Genomic DNA, 17,229 nt, shown 5'->3' on the forward strand with positions numbered 1-17,229 from the left:
TAAGAAGATTTTGCTTGTTATTTTTATCTGATTTACTTCCGTAAAACAATTTAACATCAGTCTTAAATAACTTATTCAATTGATACTATTAATGAATCAAGAATATTTCTATAGCAAAATACATTTTTTATCTGCTATTGTCGTTTTCTTTGCTTACCCAAAGAAAAGAAACAAAAGAAAGGGAACTTTTCCAGAGGTATTTTTAGTTTTTCTTGTAGTGAAAAACTAAAACCGCATGAATTCTTCTAAATTTTCTCCAAGGCTTCGAAAATTTTTAACGAAAAATCCCTATTATACTGCGGAAAAGAAAAGTTTCCAAATCAAATTTTTATTATGAAACTACTTTGTTCTTGGTCTGGCGGAAAAGATTCTTGTTATGCACTGATGCAAATGCAAGAACGACCAATAGTTTTGCTAAATGCTTTGAATGAAAATGGTGAGATTAGTCGCTCACACGGACTTACCAAAGCCTTATTACGTGCGCAAGCTGATGCTTTAGGCGCTTCCATTCACTTTATTGCTGCAACTTGGAGTGATTATACAGAAAAGTTTATTAATAAGCTGAGAATGCTTACGAATCAGTATGAATTAACCGATGTCGTTTTTGGAGATATTGATATAGAATCACATCGCGAATGGGAGGAAAAAGTCTGCAATGCCGCAAAAATCAACTGTAATTTACCGCTTTGGCAACAAGATCGCAGCGCATTGGTTACCGAAATGGTAGCAGCAGGAATTGTTGCGATGATTGTTTCTTGTAACGATCATTTGGGACAAGATTTTTTGGGAAGAATCATTAACAAAGAAACCATTGAATTACTTGAAGCAAAAGGTGTAGATGTTTGCGGAGAAAATGGCGAATTTCATACCGTTGTTATAGATTGTCCATTATTCAAAAATCCAATAGATGTTGTACAAGGAAAAAAGCTACACAATGGAACTGGTTATCATTTTTTAGAATTGTCGCTTGCGTGATTATCGCGTTATTTTCTTTTTAATTTGCCCTTTTTCTGTATCAATCACAACTACATATACGCCTGAAGCTTGTGTACGTAAAGATATCTTCTGATTCATATCTGTAATTGTACCTATTTGTTGCCCTAACATAGAATATACTGTAACACTATTGATGATTGTTCGTGTGCGTTGTTTGATTTCAATTTCTTTGTTATCGTTCAAATAGACTGCCAAAGCATTATCATCAAGCACTTCATCTTCCACGCTTAAAATTGCATTGTTAATAAATTCTAATTGAAATCTGTTTGGAAAAACGCCATCTGTTGTGGTAAATGTGTAATCCGATTGTTTTAAATCGTGTGTGATATTCAACTCTAAATCTTTTAGATATACATCGACATCAGCTGTGTTCAAAATTCCTTCTATATTATCAATACTAATTGTGATATCGCCCAAAATTCTAGCATCATATCCTAACGGAACAATGTCTGTTTCTACAAATGTTGGTCTTCCTTGAATTCCGTATTTGTTATTCGTTGCATCGTTTGAGTAAAAACTCAAGTAGTTAGAACCATTCAATCGGATTCCGTCGTACAATCTGTCTTTTTGCAACGTTGCATCATCCAAGAAACCTATTAACAGTTGGCTAAATGCGCCATCAGGATTTGTAAGATTTAGCCAAATTCGATCACGTTCTTCAGTTGTTTCCGTAGTCGTTTCTGCATTTGCAGGTCTGTAAAAATTATCATTGCTATATGTGTTGCTTCGCAAGCTATTGTTAAACGTAACCGTTCCCGCAGTAATAGCTTCTATAAAGAAACCTTGCCCAGAAGCTATGAAACCAGTTGGCGCAGTACTTCCACTTGTAGAACCTGTACCAACACCACCAACCGTATTGTACATTGCATAATCGTCTGTACTGTAATTAAATAAATCTGGTCCAGGATTTGATATTGAGACGTCATCAATATGTGTCCAAAAGTATAGCGTTCCTGAAATATTTGTGTTTAACGTGACAAAATCGTCAGCACTTATTGCTGAAGGATACGGATTTCCAACAAAATTCCAATCGTCTTCAGTATCGGTAGCATCAGCACTTAAACTTATTGGCGCTGTGATAACTCCGTTGTTTACGGCGCCACTAAATGTCACATTTTCTGTTCGCGGAAAGCTTCCTGTTGTTGGTCCCATTACGGCATATCCAACACCTGGCGTCATCGTATCTGTTGATAGAATATGTGCCCAAACATCGTCGTTATCGTCAAACTCATCATCATCTAAATCTTCAAAATTAGATGCTACATATCTAAAAGTTCTGTCTAAACGCCATGTTCCTAAAGAAGTTCCAAATGTTGTACTTGCTATAGGCGAAGACCAATACGTATAATCGTATTGCTCAAATGAAGCTGTTGTTTTTTCAACATTAATCATTCCCGTTCCGTTTAGAGTAACAACGCCTGCATCATTTACCATGACAAGTGAGCCTTCATGATTTATATTGATAATTCCAGTATCGTCTACCCTCAGATCATTTTCAATATCTATATAAGATCCCGCAGGAATTGTCACTGTAATACCAGCATCTACCATTAGTGAGCACACTTCTAGATCGCCGCTTACTCCAACATTGTAATTTCCCGATAATGCTACAAATCGTGATCTTTCAGGCAATCCATTACTCCAAGAAGCACCATTCCAAGTTGTTACGGCTTCTTCATGTTCTCCTAGATATGGATTTGTTCCTGTTAAAGAATTTTCTACTTCGGCATCTGTAAATTCTACCCAATCATTCAGGTCAAAAGTTGTTGAAGGTTCAGTGGACACACAGGTGTTTCGTACAAAACATCTACGATTTCCCCAAGTTGTACCATTACCAATAACATCTACTCTATTTGCCCAAGTAGAACTATCATTTGTGGTAGAAATAATGACCAAATCGTCACCACTGAACATACTTGCTGCAGCTGCAAAGTTAAATGTTGGATTTCCGTCATAACCAACTTCTCCTGGAGTTGCGTACGCAGGCACAGTAGCACTGTTATGTTTATAGCGTCTTACCTCATCTACTGCCATATCGGTACTGATGAGTAGATTGTTATTTGCTGAAGGCGAACCGCCCGCAGTTGGATCAGCTGCAGTTGGATTATCAGCATCTGCATTGTTTAATATCACAATATAATAGGTGTTTGCTGGAATCACAGCACCACTTACATTTTTTACTTCAACCCATTTATTAATTCCCGCACCTTCATAATACTGAGTAATCATGATATCAGTAGAACCAGCACCATCATTGTCTGTAATGGTGAGTGTATGCGTAGAATTTGTTGCAATAGAAGCTGTAGTGCCACCTGAAACATTTTGTAAATTCAGAATTACGGTTTCGCTTGGTTCTACAACTGCATCATCGTTTGAAATAAATATTGTTACACATTGGTTTGCTGATGAACCTGCAGGAAATGTGAGTGTAACAGGAAATGAGATCGCGGCTGGTGTTCCTGCGCCATCGTCGTAGTCTGTTCCGTTGGTTGCTGTGCTTGCTCCATCAAGTGCTACTTCTACCGTTGTTGCTGTGCTTCCGCTTGGATTTACAATTTCGACACAAATATCAATAAACAATCCATCTTCAGCAAGTGTTGAGGTTGTGTTTACAAATTCTACTTGTGTTGTTGCACATGGTGATGTTAAAGAGTTTGTTCCTGGCGATCCGCCATTGGTAACTTCTTGCCAATTAGTTCCTGTATCAGAATTATCTAAAGAAGCATCAATCACGTGTAATGAGTTTCCATTACCATTAGCGCCGTCTCCTGTATTATATGTAACAGCATCTGCCGCTGTTGTTCCATCTGCGGCAAATAATGTGATTGTTTGTGTTGAGTTGGGTAAGTTATTGGAATTGTCGATACTTCCGTTGAGTCCAAAATCTGGTGTAAAGTTACATCCTGGATTGAAATTTCCATCTCCATTACTTCCAATTCCAATAGTGATACAAGTTCCGTCTGCAATGGTGGTTCCGCCAGAAAAAGTATATACGGTAGAACTGTTTACTTCTATAGTATATAAACTTAGACTTTGTGTACTTCCGGAGTTATTACAGATTTCAACCCATTCGTCGTCTGTTCCCGTAGAATTATACATGATTTCTGTAATGACAACATCTGCTAATGGTGGCGCGTTTACGGTTAATATTCCGGAGTTATACGTTACAGGGTCCCAAAAGTTCCCCATATTGTCTGCAAGAATTCCTCCATAGGTAAAATCGCTACCATTTATTCTGAATCGTGAAGCATAATAATACGTTCCTGGTGTTCGTAAAGAACCGATTTCTGCGGTGTATTGGTCATTATTCCCAACATCTGAGTCATATGTTGCGGCAACCCAAATCCAACCAGCATCTACTCTCGGATCATTATCAATGGCACTGTAACCAATCCAAGCTTCTACATTAGCACCTTGTCCTACAGCATCTGTAATTCCTGGTTCATAAATTTGTGCATATACATTGAATGAATCGCCTTCTGTGATCGTTGCTGATTTCGGAAAATCTACATTACAGAAATCTGCCACATCAGGATTTACGGTAAGTTGTACTGAGTCATTATTCCAGTCGCCACCAGAACCTCCATAAGTAAAGTTGCAGTTATTGAGTCTAAAACGACTTGCATAATAATAGGTTCCTGTGGGTAATGCGGAACCAATTTCAGCGCTAAATTCATCGTTATTTCCTACTTGCACATTAAATGTCGCTGGAATCCAAGTCCATCCTGCATCTACACTAGGATCGTTATTTGTTGTATTATAACCAATCCATGCTTCTACGCCAGTTCCTGCTCCAGCAGCTTCTGTAACGCCAGGCTCGTAAGTTTGCGCAAATACTGTGAAGTTATCACCAACAGTTATGGTTTGTGATGTTGTTGGAAATTGTACGTTTGAAAAATCCATGGCGTCAGTACAGGCGCTTGTTTCTGTGATAGTGATGTTATCTAAATATATTCCTTCATCACCAGCTGTAAGTCCGTTAAATTGTAATCGTATATCAAGTGTACTATTTCCCGATAGTGTTATTGCAGATGTTGAAAATGTTTGAAAATCAGATGATGATACTGTACATCCTGCATTTGTACCTGTTGTTAAAGCTGGTAATACATTACCACATTCACCATCACCATCAAAATCTGTATCAAGTGCAGCGACAGAATTGGAAATGTCTCCATCAGGAATACTTTGCACCCACATTAAGTTTTGATAGCTTCCTCCATCTACAGAATATGTTATTAAAAGCTCATCTGATGTGTCCCAATCTAGGTAATGATGTGCTACCATATCTATTGAAAATGTAAAATCAGCAGAACCTGTTACATCAATTTGATCTAAATCTATACTTGGATTTGAGAGTGATGTATCTTCTATTGCCCAATAAAAACCTGTTTCTGATGTAGTATTTGGTAAATCTGCATTTGTTCTGTTGAAAACGTCTGTAAATCCAGTTCCTGAAGTCCCTGAAGGCGTGTAACCACTATTTACAGTTTCAAAATCAATTACTGTTTGACTATTTCCAATAAAACACATTAGAAAAAAGAAAACTAGGGTTATTTTTTTTTTCATTCCGCTACATTTAATGAGTTTACTAATATACTAGATAATTGGCTAATTTTCAAGAGTTGTAAAACTTGTTTCTATCAACAAATAGTTATTCTTTTGTAAACTCTTATGAAAAATGATTCTTATTCACTTACGGAAGCGAAGTTAAAGCTGCAACAATTTTGTGCATATCAGGATCGTTGTCATAAAGAAGTGGTAGAAAAGTTACAGAAAATGAATATGATTCCTGAAGCAATTGATATGATTGTTTCTGAGTTGATTCAAGATAATTTTTTGAACGAAGAACGCTTTGCTCAGAGTTTTGCCAGAGGTAAGTTTCGCATTAAAAAATGGGGAAAATTACGTATTACAAGAGAATTGAAGTTACGCCAAATTTCTAAGTATAATATTGAAACTGCGCTAAAAGAGATTGAAGAAACTGATTATTTAGACACCTTAGATGAGCTTGCCCGAAAACGAAATGAAGCAGTAAGGGAAACAAATATGTTTAAACGAAAGAAAAAAATAGCAGATTATTTATTTTATCGTGGTTGGGAAGCACATTTGGTATATGAGAAGATTAATGAATTGGTAAAGTAAGTATTTCTTTAAAAAATCTTGTTTTTTCTGTGTGTTCTTAAAATAGCTTGCTCATTTTTCCAATCAATCCATTTTTGTCCTTTCATTCGTCGCATCAAATTGTCATAGTGACGCATCACAAATAGGTTGTATACCGCTTTACCAAAGTTTTTAGGGTTTCTAGCAATGGCGCGTAAACTCATTGAAAAACCTGGTGTTAGGTATTTCATGTAATGCCAATATCCTTCTGGCATGTAGAGAATGTTTCCGTGTTCTAAGTTGGTAATATATCCTTTTGCTTTTTGCAATGCTGGCCATTTTTCAAAGTCCGGATTAGAGAAATCGATATCTTCACGAACGATCAAAGAGTGTGGAATTTTATATAGAAAATCGTTTTGTTTTTGATCGAACAGAATGCATTGTTTTTTTCCTTCAAAGTGAAAGTGAAAGATGTTTGCCAAATCTATGTCGTAGTGCATGAAGGTATGCGAATTGGTTCCGCCAAAGAATAACATTGGCAATGATTTCATAAGTTTTAATCCAAAATCGGGATATGAGAAGTCGTCTTGTAACGAAGGAACTTCTTTGAGAATATTCCACAGAAAGATTCTGTATTTTGTAGGTTCACGTTTGAGCAAATCTACGTATTCCGCCATTTTCATTTTGGCGTGTGGTTCGTTAAAACCATCTTTATAATCTACAGGTCTGTCGTCATAGAGCGGCACTTCTTTATCGCCTGCAACTTCTTTCATATACTCCAAACTCCATTTGTTATACGCAGGCCAATCTTCTATAAAACGCTCTATCACCACAGGTTTTTGTGGTTTGAAGTAGTTTTTTATAAAATCTTCTTTGGTAATCGTTTTAACCCTTGGAATTTCTTGTAGATTCAATTTCAAAATTCTAACGTTTATACTAGCTAAGTTAATAAATTGTTATGAAAGAATATTTTAAAGCTAAAAAAAAGAGCTCATTTAAGAGCCCTTTTTAGTATAATATATGAAACTCAATTATTGTTTTTTCTCTAATACTGCTGCTTTTTTCTTTTCTTTCGCTTCTTCATTTCGATCAATTTTATGATCTGGTCGTGACCATTTAGGCTTTTCACCTAAAGCTTCATATTGAGAATCTTTTGCTTCTACCGTTTTTGGTTGTACCTTTTTTGTAAATGGTTTTTGCGGATTTAATCCTAACATTTCAAACATTTTCATGTCTTCATTTACGTCTGGATTTGGTGTTGTTAATAGCTTATCTCCTGCAAAGATAGAGTTTGCACCTGCAAAGAAACACATGGCTTGTCCTTCTCTACTCATGTTAGTTCTTCCTGCAGAGAGACGTACTTGCGTTTCTGGCATGACAATTCTGGTAGTTGCTACCATACGAATCATTTCCCAAATTTCTACAGGTTTTTCGTTTTCTAGTGGTGTTCCATCAACTGCAACTAATGCATTGATAGGTACAGATTCTGGTTGCGGATTGAGTGTTGCCAATGCCACTAACATTCCTGCTCTGTCTTCTACTGATTCTCCCATTCCGATGATTCCTCCACTACAAACCGTAACGTTGGTTTTACGCACGTTGTCAATAGTTTCCAAACGATCTTCGTAACCGCGTGTGGAAATAACTTCTTTGTAATATTCTTCTGAAGAATCTAAGTTATGATTGTACGCGTATAATCCGGCTTCTGCCAAACGCTGTGCTTGATTTTCTGTGACCATTCCTAGTGTACAGCAAACTTCCATGTCTAGCTTGTTGATGGTACGTACCATTTCTAGTACTTGATCGAATTCTGGACCGTCTTTTACATTACGCCAAGCTGCTCCCATACATACACGTGAACTTCCTGATGATTTTGCGCGTAAGGCTTGTGCTTTTACTTGCGAAACCGACATCAAATCGTTTCCTTCAATATCCGTATGATAACGTGCTGCTTGCGGACAGTAGCCACAATCTTCTGGGCAACCGCCTGTTTTTATGGATAGTAATGTAGATACTTGTACCGTGTTTGGATCGTGGTGTAATCGGTGTATTGTTGCTGCTTCATATAACAATTCCATCATTGGTTTGTTGTAAATCGCAATGATTTCTTCTTTGGTCCAATTGTGTCGTATGTTGCTCATAAAATAGTTAGTTTGATGACAAAAATAGTTATATCCATTTAGATTCTGCCTTTGTTGCATCTAAAATATCAATTTTTAATATTTTGGCGATTTGTTTGGCAACTTTAAAGGCATCTTCTTTGTCTTTAGTTGCGTAAGCTTTGATGCGATGATTTCCGTTATAAAATAAATTTAATACAATAATATCATTTTTTATGGTAGCTTCTGCAGTAAGTGCTCTCACTTTTGCAGATTCTGTTGTACTAAACACAGAAACATAGTCAATTTCTGGTAATGCTTCCTATGTTCCAAAACGAAGTCCAAAAAGTTCGATAAATGTTCTGTATTTTTGTATATCTAAGTCAATTTCAGATCCATCAATATTAAAGAAAAAGATAGACATTCCGCAGAATATTAATCCAAATAGATTTCCTGAAATTAACCAAGAAACTCCCATAAAGAAAAAAGCAACACCAAATATATAACGCATTATTGGCACTTTTCTTTTAAAGACAATTTTATTATTTTTCATTAGAAAAGTCTGTTAATAGTTGATCTAATTTTTTAATGATTTTATAACTATCAATATCGTAGCATGTTAATTCTGATTTATCAAAAACAGTCCTAAAAACAATAAAAAGTAGCATAAATTCCAGTTTCATAGCTATTTGACGCAAAAAGAGAAATTACGTTACAACAAAGAAAAAGTAAGCACTGATATAACTTTTACTTGCGCAACGTAATTTTAAAAAAACTTATAGTTTTACCCATAAGAATACTGTGAATTTATTTTACATGACATCCTATTCCGCCTTCTCCAACAGCAACAGAATTACACATTAAATCAGTTGGACCGTATCCTCCAGTAATATTTTCAATAACAAAAGTAGAAACAACATTTCTTTTTAGTTTTAATTTTTTTAATGAATCTTTCATGGCGTAATTTTTTTGGTAGTACTTACTCTGTTAAAGGTTTTCAGTTTACCCTTTGATTAAAACTTCCCGTAAACATACTACTTACGGGAAATTTTAGTTTTTAATGACTACCAAAGGTGACATCCTATTCCGCCATCCCATTCTGGTACTGTGTTACACATCATAGCTGTTAATCCACCTTTTATTTCATTGACTTTTTCAGCATCTAAGTTTGTAACTACTTGCTTGTTGATCTGTAATTTTTTTAATGACTTTTTCATCGTATGTAAATTTTAATAATAATGCTTACTCTATTATAGGTTTTCAGCTTCCCCATACATGAAATCGCTAACTATTTCTTTATGATTTCGATGACGAATGTCTGTCATTAAATTTTGAAAAAAAAGGAACGTTTCACGACTTTAAACAAATTAGGGCAAGGAAAGATTTTGGACTTTTACAAACTGTTAATTGAAGCAATTTTATTTAAAATTAGGCTAGTTTTTGGGGAATTAATCGAGCGTTTTTGTTGAATTTTTCAATCTGAATTTAAGCTAGAAAAACTACATAACCTACTTATTTTCAGAATTTTAATTAAATATCTGTTTTAAAGTTGAAAAAGTTTGTTTTTTTGGATTGATATTTTTACGCTTAAAAATACCTAAAGATTTTGCAGACACGATTTTAAACAAATTAGGGTTTCCTTTTTTAGTTTTTTTTATGGTTTTTTTGTTGCAGAATGAAATTGTTTTTTTGATGATTTTTTGAATGATACTTCATAAAAAAATCCGCACAAGGCGGATATTTTATAGTAGAATTGGTATTAGTATTTGTTGCAGTTTTGTTTAACTTTCTTTTGAATCGTCTTCCGAAGGTTTTACTTCTGTTGTAGGAACTTCTTTGGTAACATCTTTACCTTTTAAGTATTCTGGCAATTCCATTCCTGCCATGTTGAACATTTCCTGTAATGGTGGAACTGCTTTGTACATGCCTGAGATAAAGTTTGACGTAGAGGTTTTGCCATCTTTTCCGCCACTTCCATTTTCCCAAACAGTAACTTTATCAATTTTGATGTTTTTGATCGCTTCTGCTTGTAATTGAACCAATTCTGGAAGTTTATCCGCAATTAGTAATAATACAGCGTCTTTTGAATTGTTTCCTGCTGCTTTTACAATTTGTTCTAAACCTGATGCTTGCTTGGTTAATACTTCAAATTGTCCTTGTGCTTCTGCTTGTGCTTTGAAAAGAATCGCATCTGCCTCACCTTTTGCTTTTCTACGAATACGTTCTGCTTCCGCTTCTGCATCAATTTCTACTTTGCGTTTGTCAATTTCCGCAGGAACAATAATATCTGCTTGTTGTGATGAGCGTTCTCTTTCTGCTCTGGCTTCTTCCGCTTCGCGTTCTGCCGCGTATGATTCTTCTAAGGCTTTTGCTGCTTGCACTTTTTCAGACGCAATTGCTACACGTTCTGCTTCTGCTTCACGCTGTCTACGTAAGGAATCTGAATTAGCAACTTCAATTTTTGCTTTGTTTTCACCATCAACCGCTTTTGCATTTGCCGCTGCTACTTGCGTACGCTCATCTTGTGATGCATTTGCTTCACCAATAGCTCCATCTCTGTTTTTCTCGGCAACCGATTTACGAGCTGCGTTGATTGCGTGTGCCGCAGCTTCTTTACCAAGTGCTTCAATATAGCCAGATTCGTCAACAATATCTGTAATGTTTACGTTGATAAGTTTTAGACCTACTTTTTTCAATTCGGTTTCAACACTTTCAGAAATATTTGTTAAGAATTTATCACGATCATTGTTGATTTCTTCAATATCCATCGAAGCTACTACTAAACGTAATTGACCAAAGATGATTTCCTGCGCTAGTTCTTGAATTTCGTGTTGGCCTAAACCTAATAGACGTTCTGCTGCATTTTGCATAATGCCAGGCTCTGTAGAGATTCCAATCGTAAATCGTGAAGGTACATTTACACGAATGTTTTGTTTACTTAGCGCATTTACAAGGTTTACTTCTATGGAAATTGGAGTTAAATCAAGATATTCATAATCTTGAATAACTGGCATGATAAAAGCCGCGCCACCGTGAATACATTTTGCTGATTGCCCACCACCAACTTTTCCGTATACTACGAGAATTCTATCTGAAGGACAGCGTTTGTATCTACGGATAAATACCGTGATGAGTATAAAAATAAATAGCACTGCAAAGACAAGTAGAATGATATTTGAAAATCCTGCGATAGAATTTCCGCCGTCATTTCCTAAACTACTTTGCAATAAGAGGAGTTTTGTCATAATTGTTTTTGTTTATTGGTTGTACGATTAATATTCCTGTTCCTGTAATTTCTTTGACTTCAATTACAGTTCCTGTTTTTAAGTTTTCTTGGCTATCAGCAAGTGCATCCAATTCGCGTAAAGCTCCTTGTATATTAACGTGTACTTTCCCCATTTTGGAACGATTTGCTCCAATGGTTAAATATACTTCTCCCACATTTCCGATAGCATTTTCAAGTTTTAAGGTTCCACTACTTACCAATTTGTTGATATAATAAATAAGTGTCGCCATAATGGTCATCATAATGAGTCCTGCAATGGTAGAAACGACAATAGTGACACCTTTTCCATATCCTGCATCGATACAAGAAATTCCTGCCCAACTAAATATGGTAAAAAATGCTACTAAGTTTTTGAAAGAAAAGAATTGAAACCCAATTCCTGTATCACTTTCTATTTCGGCATCCACATCACCATCTACACCATCTGCATCACCAATTAAAAATGTGGTGATAAGTACAAATACAAAAATTGTAGATGATATTCCTGCGATAACCCAATAGGATTTCTCAAAAAGTGACAATGTTGAAAACCAATCTTCCATAGCGTATGATTTTAATTTGTTATTGTTTGTTGAATTTAGTCTTTGGTTAGTAATACCGAAACTGCATTTCCTCCAAAACCAACTGCATTGACAATAATATTGTGTAATTGCGCTGGTTTTTTTCCTTCGTTAAGATAAGGAATTGAAATGAATTGCTGTTGTTGAATCATTAATATTGCTAACTCTACACTTAACATTCCTGAAGCTCCAAAAGTGTGACCTATTTTCCATTTATTGGTAGTCAAATTTGGTATTTCGTTACAAAATATTTTTTTGATTGCTTGGTATTCTGCCAAATCTCCTTTCATTGTTCCTGGCGCATGCATAACGATTGCGTCAATTTCTTCGGGAGCTTTTTTTCCTAATGCCATTCGCATCGATTTTTCAAAACAGATACCTTCTGCCGATATTGAGGTGTTGTGTTTTAGAATTTCTGTGGCATAACCGATTCCTCTAATTTTTGCTAATGCATTTGGTTTTTCTCCGTTTTCGATACAGATAGCAGCTGCTCCTTCACCCAAAATCATCGTGTTTCGCTTTTTTTCTAAGTCTAATGATAAACACGGATAGGTTGCTTCTTTTTTTGCATAAATGTGTAATGCTTGCATTTGCGCAATGGTAAATGGCGTTAATGGCGCTTCGCTGCCGCCCACTAGAAATTTTGAAGCCATCCCTGATTGTAACCAAGCAATTCCGTTCATCAACGCATGCAACGCTGTAGAACAGGTAATGGAATGTGATATTTGCGGTCCTGAGGTTTGCAAATCGTGTGCTACCCAAGAAGAAATATTTCCTAGAGTTGTGGTTGGCGAACTTAAGGTTTGCGCATGTTGATTTTTAAGAAAGTCTTCATGATATTTTTCGAAGAGTGTAGTTGCTCCACGTGACGAACCTATGTTGATTCCGAAGTTGTTTTCAGAAGTCCAACCTGCATTTTCAATAGCGATTCGAGACGCCAATATCGCGTATAAAACACTATTATCTAAATTTTTATATTTCGAATTGGATTTTTTTAATGCTTCTACAGCAATTGCTCCCGTTGTAGAAAGTGGTGCTGTATATATGGTATTGTTTCCAATCTTTTTTGACTGAAAAGAATGTGTATTTTTTGTATAATGTTTCCAAATTTCAGTTTGTGTATTTCCTAGTGGAGATACCGAACCCAAACCCGTTATAGAAATGCAATCATGCAGCATATCAACCTAATATTAAGAGTGCTAATATCGTAAGAAATGTGATGATTTGCTAACATTTGCAAGGTTGTTTGTTTGCTAAAAAATAATACATTAAAAATGGTCTAGAGAGAAGGTTTTGTAACTTTTCTTGTATTTTAGAGACTTGTTTATAGAAATCCATTAAAAAACTAACATTATGAGTCAGCACCAAACACATTCACATCACGAACCAAGAAAAAACTGGTGGCAACGTAATTGGAAATGGTTTGTTCCTACAGGTTGTTTGTCTTTGATTGCCATGGTTGTATTGTTTGTTGTATTTATTTTTTACTCGATAACTTCTGTGATGAAACAATCAACTCCGTATGTAGATGCGCTTGAAAAAGCTACTAATAACGAATATGTGATTGAAAGTTTGGGAGAACCTATTGAACAAGATGGAATGCTTCAAGGAAATATTTCTATTCAAAATAATACAGGGGAAGCCAATATTTCTATTCCGCTAGAAGGATCAAAAGGTTCAGGTACCTTGTATGTTGTTGGACGTAAATACAACGGAAAATGGACGTACGACAAGATGACAATTTATATTGATGCTTCTAATGAAACGATTGATTTGTTGGAGTAGTAATTTTTACCAGAAAACCATCTCATTTTAAAGTTCATCTATCGTTTTTCGAATTGCTTGATATATTTTTTGTAATTGTGCATCAGTTGTAATGTACGGTGCTAGAATGTAAATTGTATTTCCTAGTGGACGCAAACATACACCTTTGCTCATAAACGAATTGAAAAGCTTGTCGCGCAAGTTTCCGTAACGTTCCATTTGAATGTTTAAATCGAGTGCAAAAATTTGTCCTTGTTGTCGTACGGAAGCTACTTTTGGATGCTTTTTTATGTCTTCGCCAAATGTTTGATGTGAAATTTGTATACGCTGTAAGTTTGCTTGTATTTCTTCGGATTGTAAGAGTTCTATTCCTGCAATTGCTGCACTACACGCTACAGGATTTCCAGAATATGTATGTCCGTGAAAGAAGCCTTTTTTCATATCGTCTGCATAGAATGCATCGTATATTTTTTGACTACAACTTGTAATCGCCATAGGCACCATTCCTGCTGATAATGCTTTAGATAGACAGATAATATCTGGTTTGATTTCAATGTATTCGGAAGCAAAGTTTTTTCCTGTTTTCCCGAAACCTGTCATCACTTCGTCAGCAATGGTTACGACATTGTGTCTGTGGGCAATTTTTAAAATTTCGTTGATGTGTTCCGCTTTGTGCACTTGCATTGCTGCCGCGCCTTGCACTAAAGGTTCATAGATAAAAGCTGCTACATTATGTTCTGTGATTAGTTTGGTAAATGTTGCCTTTACAGCTTCTAGATTTTCTGCATTTGGTACTGGAATTCGAGAAACATCGATAAAGAATTCTTCAAATGGTCCGTTGTATACGGATAATCCTGAGACAGACATTGCACCAAAGGTATCACCGTGAAAACCATTTTCTAGCGCGATAATTTTTGTCCTTTTTTCTTCGCGATTGAAATGGTATTGCAACGCCATTTTGATTGCTACATCTATTGCCGTTGAACCATTGTCTGAAAAAAATAGTTTTTCTTGATTTTCTGGCAATATTTGTATGAGTTTTTCAGAGAGTTCTACGGCTGGTTTGTGTGTGAATCCTGTGAAAACCACATGATCTAAGGTTTCCATTTGTGCACGAACTTTATTGATGATGTACGGATTACAATGTCCGTACACACAAGTATACCACGAAGCGATTCCGTCAATGTATTCGTTATTATTTTCATCGTATAAAACCGCGCCTTTTGCTTTTGTGATTGCAATGTGATTTGGGTGCGATTTGTGCTGCGTTAACGGATGCCAAAGATGTTTTTTGTCTCTTTCTTGTAAACTCATACTAGTTTTTCTTTGAAAATTTCTGCGTATTCGCGAATGACATTTTGATCAAAATAAGGTTCTTCTTCAATGCGTCCAATCACTGGAACATTGGTCATTTTTTTGATGATTGCTTCTGTGGTTACATGTTCTTTTCCACTGAAGATGATAGATACTTTGAGTCCTTTTTCTTGTAATAGTTTTACCGTGAGTAGCGTATGATTGATGCTTCCTAAGTAATGACGAGAAACTACAACTACATGATATTCAGGCTTTATAAGGTCTAAAATGGTATGTTCATTGTTTAAAGGCACTAAGATTCCGCCTGCACCTTCAATGATTAAATGATTGCTCGTTGTAGGTTCTTGAATTTCTTCCAGATGAATGGTAACATTATCTATTTCTGCGGAAGCATGCGGACTCATCGGCGTATGGAGTGCATAACTATTTTTATGAATTTTTGTTTTTGTATTGGAAATGTACCGTTCAATTTTATGACTGTCTGAGTTGTCTAAATCGCCCGCTTGAATTGGTTTCCAATAGTCTGCTTGTAAAGCTTCTGTTAGGATTGCGGAAACGACTGTTTTTCCGACTTCCGTAGAGATTCCTGTAACAAATATTTTTTTCTGCATTAGTTTGTTTCTTGTTTAAAAATTTCGCCGCAGTCGTTGCATAGATAGCGTTTTGGTTCAAAGAATGGAAATAGCAAGTAGAGTAAATTTTTTCTTGGCGGCGCAACTAAAACTCGATTTCCTCCACATGCCGAACATATGATTCTGCTTCCTCGCCTATCTACTTCGTATTCGCGCAATTCATTGTAGAGTTCAATAGCAGCTTCTTTGTCTTGTAAATGTACTTGTAATTTTACGCCGCCAATGGCATGACTTACCAACGGATCAACATCAATGGTGTGTTCATCTTTTAGAAATACTTCAATACCGTGTGACATAAATTTCCCTTTCATTACTTGTGCTTCCGCAGTGTATTCAAAAGATGCAACTGTGTAGAAATCGTTTTTCATAGTTGTGTATTTTTTAGCGTATTAATTACGTTCAAAATTTCGGTTTCTGTGTTATACGCGTGCAAACAGAAGCGCAAGCGCTCTTTTCCCTTTGGAACTGTTGGTGATACTATTGGCTTTACATCAAAGCCTTTTGTTTGTATTTTTTTTGCGACTGCTTTTACGTGTTCGTTCCCAGATAAGATACAACAATGAATGGCAGCATTTCCATGAATGAAGTTTAAGTTTTTTGTTTCTTTTTGAAAGAATGTAATGTTTTTACGCAAGTTTGAGATTGCTTGTGTTTCCTTCAATTCGTCATACGCAATTTTGATGGTAGCAACTGCATGTGGCGATAATCCGGTGGTGTAGATGAAGCTTCTTGCGAAATTGACTAAGTATGTTTTTAGCATTTGACTTCCTAGAATCACAGCTCCGTGACAACCTAAAGCTTTTCCAAACGTGTAGATTCTGGCGAAAACTTTGGTTTCTAGGTTTAATTGTTGCAATAAACCTTGTCCGTTTTCACCAAAAACACCTAGGGCATGCGCTTCATCTACAATAAGATATGCGTTGTAGTGATCGCAAAGTTGAATTAGTTTTTCCAAATCAGGCGAATCGCCATCCATAGAGAATACCGATTCAGTTACTATATAGATTTCCTGATTTTCACTACTTAATTTTTCTAATTTTTCATGTAAATCGCCTATGTTGTTATGTTTGAATTTGTATGATTTTGCGTAACTCATACCAATTCCGTCACGAATGGAAGCATGAATGAATTCATCGTAAAGAATGATATCACCACGCAAAGGAACTGACGAAAAGAAGCCAATGTTTGCGTCGTATCCAGAGTTGAGTAACAAGGCAGTTTCACTGTTATGAAATGTACAGAGTTGCGTTTCTACTTCTTGATATAGTTTATGATTTCCTGAAAGCAAACGCGAACCTGTTGCGCCATTTTGCATTAAGTTTCGATCTATGAGTAGTTGATGTGTTTTTTGAAAGATGGTTTTGGAAGTCGCAAATCCTAAGTAATCGTTTGAAGAAAAATCGATCTTGTTTTGGGCAATAGGAAGCGTTCGTAATGCATTGTTTTGCATCCGGTCTTCAATTTTTACTTGTATTTTT

General features: G+C 35.9%; 17 protein-coding genes. 3 read left to right on the forward strand and 14 right to left on the reverse strand.

Translation table 11 applies throughout. The features are described from left to right. Positions 1 to 333: 333 nt before the first annotated feature. On the forward strand, positions 334 to 975 hold the full coding sequence (locus KAOT1_RS14135; protein WP_007095518.1) for a Dph6-related ATP pyrophosphatase: 642 nt from the start codon (positions 334 to 336) through the stop codon (positions 973 to 975). Here the strand turns inward: KAOT1_RS14135 and KAOT1_RS14140 are convergent, their stop codons facing one another. After that, positions 976 to 5,562, reverse strand: coding sequence for a lamin tail domain-containing protein (locus KAOT1_RS14140; RefSeq protein ID WP_083777310.1), 4,587 nt, complete (start codon positions 5,560 to 5,562; stop codon positions 976 to 978). Between the two features lie 105 nt (positions 5,563 to 5,667). Between KAOT1_RS14140 and KAOT1_RS14145 the strand changes: the two genes are divergently transcribed. Next, the gene (locus KAOT1_RS14145) at positions 5,668 to 6,138 is read left to right on the forward strand and encodes a regulatory protein RecX (protein WP_007095520.1); all 471 of its coding nucleotides are present in this window, start codon (positions 5,668 to 5,670) and stop codon (positions 6,136 to 6,138) included. A gap of 8 nt (positions 6,139 to 6,146) precedes the next feature. On the opposite strand, the gene KAOT1_RS14150 is transcribed toward KAOT1_RS14145, so the two are convergent. The 9 genes from KAOT1_RS14150 to KAOT1_RS14180 form a co-directional block, all read right to left on the reverse strand. Continuing rightward, positions 6,147 to 7,016 (reverse strand): cupin-like domain-containing protein, encoded by an 870-nt coding sequence (locus tag KAOT1_RS14150; RefSeq protein WP_007095521.1) that lies wholly within the window; start codon positions 7,014 to 7,016, stop codon positions 6,147 to 6,149. Between the two features lie 111 nt (positions 7,017 to 7,127). Continuing rightward, positions 7,128 to 8,237, reverse strand: coding sequence for a biotin synthase BioB (bioB, locus tag KAOT1_RS14155; protein WP_007095522.1), 1,110 nt, complete (start codon positions 8,235 to 8,237; stop codon positions 7,128 to 7,130). A gap of 28 nt (positions 8,238 to 8,265) precedes the next feature. After that, complete coding sequence (locus KAOT1_RS14160; protein ID WP_157560145.1) at positions 8,266 to 8,460, reverse strand: hypothetical protein; 195 nt, start codon at positions 8,458 to 8,460, stop codon at positions 8,266 to 8,268. Positions 8,461 to 8,517: 57 nt separating this feature from the next. Beyond that, positions 8,518 to 8,748 (reverse strand): hypothetical protein, encoded by a 231-nt coding sequence (locus KAOT1_RS14165; protein WP_007095524.1) that lies wholly within the window; start codon positions 8,746 to 8,748, stop codon positions 8,518 to 8,520. Positions 8,749 to 9,002: 254 nt separating this feature from the next. Beyond that, complete coding sequence (locus KAOT1_RS22990) at positions 9,003 to 9,152, reverse strand: hypothetical protein (RefSeq protein ID WP_007095526.1); 150 nt, start codon at positions 9,150 to 9,152, stop codon at positions 9,003 to 9,005. 107 nt (positions 9,153 to 9,259) lie between these two features. Continuing rightward, complete coding sequence (locus KAOT1_RS22995; RefSeq protein WP_007095527.1) at positions 9,260 to 9,412, reverse strand: class I lanthipeptide; 153 nt, start codon at positions 9,410 to 9,412, stop codon at positions 9,260 to 9,262. A gap of 564 nt (positions 9,413 to 9,976) precedes the next feature. Beyond that, complete coding sequence (locus tag KAOT1_RS14170; RefSeq protein ID WP_007095528.1) at positions 9,977 to 11,440, reverse strand: flotillin family protein; 1,464 nt, start codon at positions 11,438 to 11,440, stop codon at positions 9,977 to 9,979. Continuing rightward, complete coding sequence (locus KAOT1_RS14175; RefSeq protein WP_007095529.1) at positions 11,412 to 12,023, reverse strand: hypothetical protein; 612 nt, start codon at positions 12,021 to 12,023, stop codon at positions 11,412 to 11,414. Before KAOT1_RS14175 ends, KAOT1_RS14170 begins: the two co-directional genes overlap by 29 nt. Positions 12,024 to 12,058: 35 nt before the next feature. Further along, complete coding sequence (locus KAOT1_RS14180; protein WP_007095530.1) at positions 12,059 to 13,219, reverse strand: beta-ketoacyl synthase N-terminal-like domain-containing protein; 1,161 nt, start codon at positions 13,217 to 13,219, stop codon at positions 12,059 to 12,061. Positions 13,220 to 13,394: 175 nt separating this feature from the next. Here KAOT1_RS14180 and KAOT1_RS14185 point away from each other — a divergent pair, with 175 nt between their 5' ends. Then, entirely contained in the window at positions 13,395 to 13,826 is a 432-nt protein-coding gene (locus tag KAOT1_RS14185; RefSeq protein WP_007095531.1) for a cytochrome c oxidase assembly factor Coa1 family protein, read from the forward strand. A gap of 27 nt (positions 13,827 to 13,853) precedes the next feature. Here KAOT1_RS14185 and bioA read toward each other — a convergent pair whose 3' ends face one another. Genes bioA through KAOT1_RS14205 form a run of 4 tightly spaced genes read right to left on the reverse strand, consistent with a single transcriptional unit; the run spans position 13,854 to position 17,201 of the window. Continuing rightward, a complete protein-coding gene (gene bioA / locus KAOT1_RS14190) occupies positions 13,854 to 15,119 on the reverse strand; it encodes an adenosylmethionine--8-amino-7-oxononanoate transaminase (RefSeq protein ID WP_007095532.1) in 1,266 nt (421 codons plus the stop codon). Next, entirely contained in the window at positions 15,116 to 15,730 is a 615-nt protein-coding gene (bioD, locus tag KAOT1_RS14195) for a dethiobiotin synthase (protein ID WP_007095533.1), read from the reverse strand. The genes bioA and bioD overlap by 4 nt, the downstream gene beginning before the upstream one ends. Next, entirely contained in the window at positions 15,730 to 16,119 is a 390-nt protein-coding gene (locus tag KAOT1_RS14200) for a hypothetical protein (RefSeq protein ID WP_007095534.1), read from the reverse strand. Before KAOT1_RS14200 ends, bioD begins: the two co-directional genes overlap by 1 nt. After that, complete coding sequence (locus KAOT1_RS14205) at positions 16,116 to 17,201, reverse strand: aminotransferase class I/II-fold pyridoxal phosphate-dependent enzyme (protein ID WP_007095535.1); 1,086 nt, start codon at positions 17,199 to 17,201, stop codon at positions 16,116 to 16,118. The genes KAOT1_RS14200 and KAOT1_RS14205 overlap by 4 nt, the downstream gene beginning before the upstream one ends. Positions 17,202 to 17,229: the final 28 nt, after the last annotated feature.

The sequence above is a fragment of the Kordia algicida OT-1 genome (genome assembly GCF_000154725.1).
In the GTDB taxonomy this organism is placed as follows: domain Bacteria; phylum Bacteroidota; class Bacteroidia; order Flavobacteriales; family Flavobacteriaceae; genus Kordia; species Kordia algicida.

Excerpts from the sequence above, each read along its gene's own strand:
- KAOT1_RS14135 (WP_007095518.1), top strand. The coding sequence starts at position 334 with ATGAAACTACTTTGTTCTTGGTCTGGCGGAAAAGATTCTTGTTATGCA.
- KAOT1_RS14140 (WP_083777310.1), bottom strand. The coding sequence starts at position 5,562 with ATGAAAAAAAAAATAACCCTAGTTTTCTTTTTTCTAATGTGTTTTATT.
- KAOT1_RS14145 (WP_007095520.1), top strand. The coding sequence starts at position 5,668 with ATGAAAAATGATTCTTATTCACTTACGGAAGCGAAGTTAAAGCTGCAA.
- bioB (WP_007095522.1), bottom strand. The coding sequence starts at position 8,237 with ATGAGCAACATACGACACAATTGGACCAAAGAAGAAATCATTGCGATT.
- KAOT1_RS14165 (WP_007095524.1), bottom strand. The coding sequence starts at position 8,748 with ATGAAAAATAATAAAATTGTCTTTAAAAGAAAAGTGCCAATAATGCGT.
- KAOT1_RS22990 (WP_007095526.1), bottom strand. The coding sequence starts at position 9,152 with ATGAAAGATTCATTAAAAAAATTAAAACTAAAAAGAAATGTTGTTTCT.
- KAOT1_RS22995 (WP_007095527.1), bottom strand. The coding sequence starts at position 9,412 with ATGAAAAAGTCATTAAAAAAATTACAGATCAACAAGCAAGTAGTTACA.
- KAOT1_RS14170 (WP_007095528.1), bottom strand. The coding sequence starts at position 11,440 with ATGACAAAACTCCTCTTATTGCAAAGTAGTTTAGGAAATGACGGCGGA.
- KAOT1_RS14175 (WP_007095529.1), bottom strand. The coding sequence starts at position 12,023 with ATGGAAGATTGGTTTTCAACATTGTCACTTTTTGAGAAATCCTATTGG.
- KAOT1_RS14180 (WP_007095530.1), bottom strand. The coding sequence starts at position 13,219 with ATGCTGCATGATTGCATTTCTATAACGGGTTTGGGTTCGGTATCTCCA.
- KAOT1_RS14185 (WP_007095531.1), top strand. The coding sequence starts at position 13,395 with ATGAGTCAGCACCAAACACATTCACATCACGAACCAAGAAAAAACTGG.
- bioA (WP_007095532.1), bottom strand. The coding sequence starts at position 15,119 with ATGAGTTTACAAGAAAGAGACAAAAAACATCTTTGGCATCCGTTAACG.
- bioD (WP_007095533.1), bottom strand. The coding sequence starts at position 15,730 with ATGCAGAAAAAAATATTTGTTACAGGAATCTCTACGGAAGTCGGAAAA.
- KAOT1_RS14200 (WP_007095534.1), bottom strand. The coding sequence starts at position 16,119 with ATGAAAAACGATTTCTACACAGTTGCATCTTTTGAATACACTGCGGAA.
- KAOT1_RS14205 (WP_007095535.1), bottom strand. The coding sequence starts at position 17,201 with ATGCAAAACAATGCATTACGAACGCTTCCTATTGCCCAAAACAAGATC.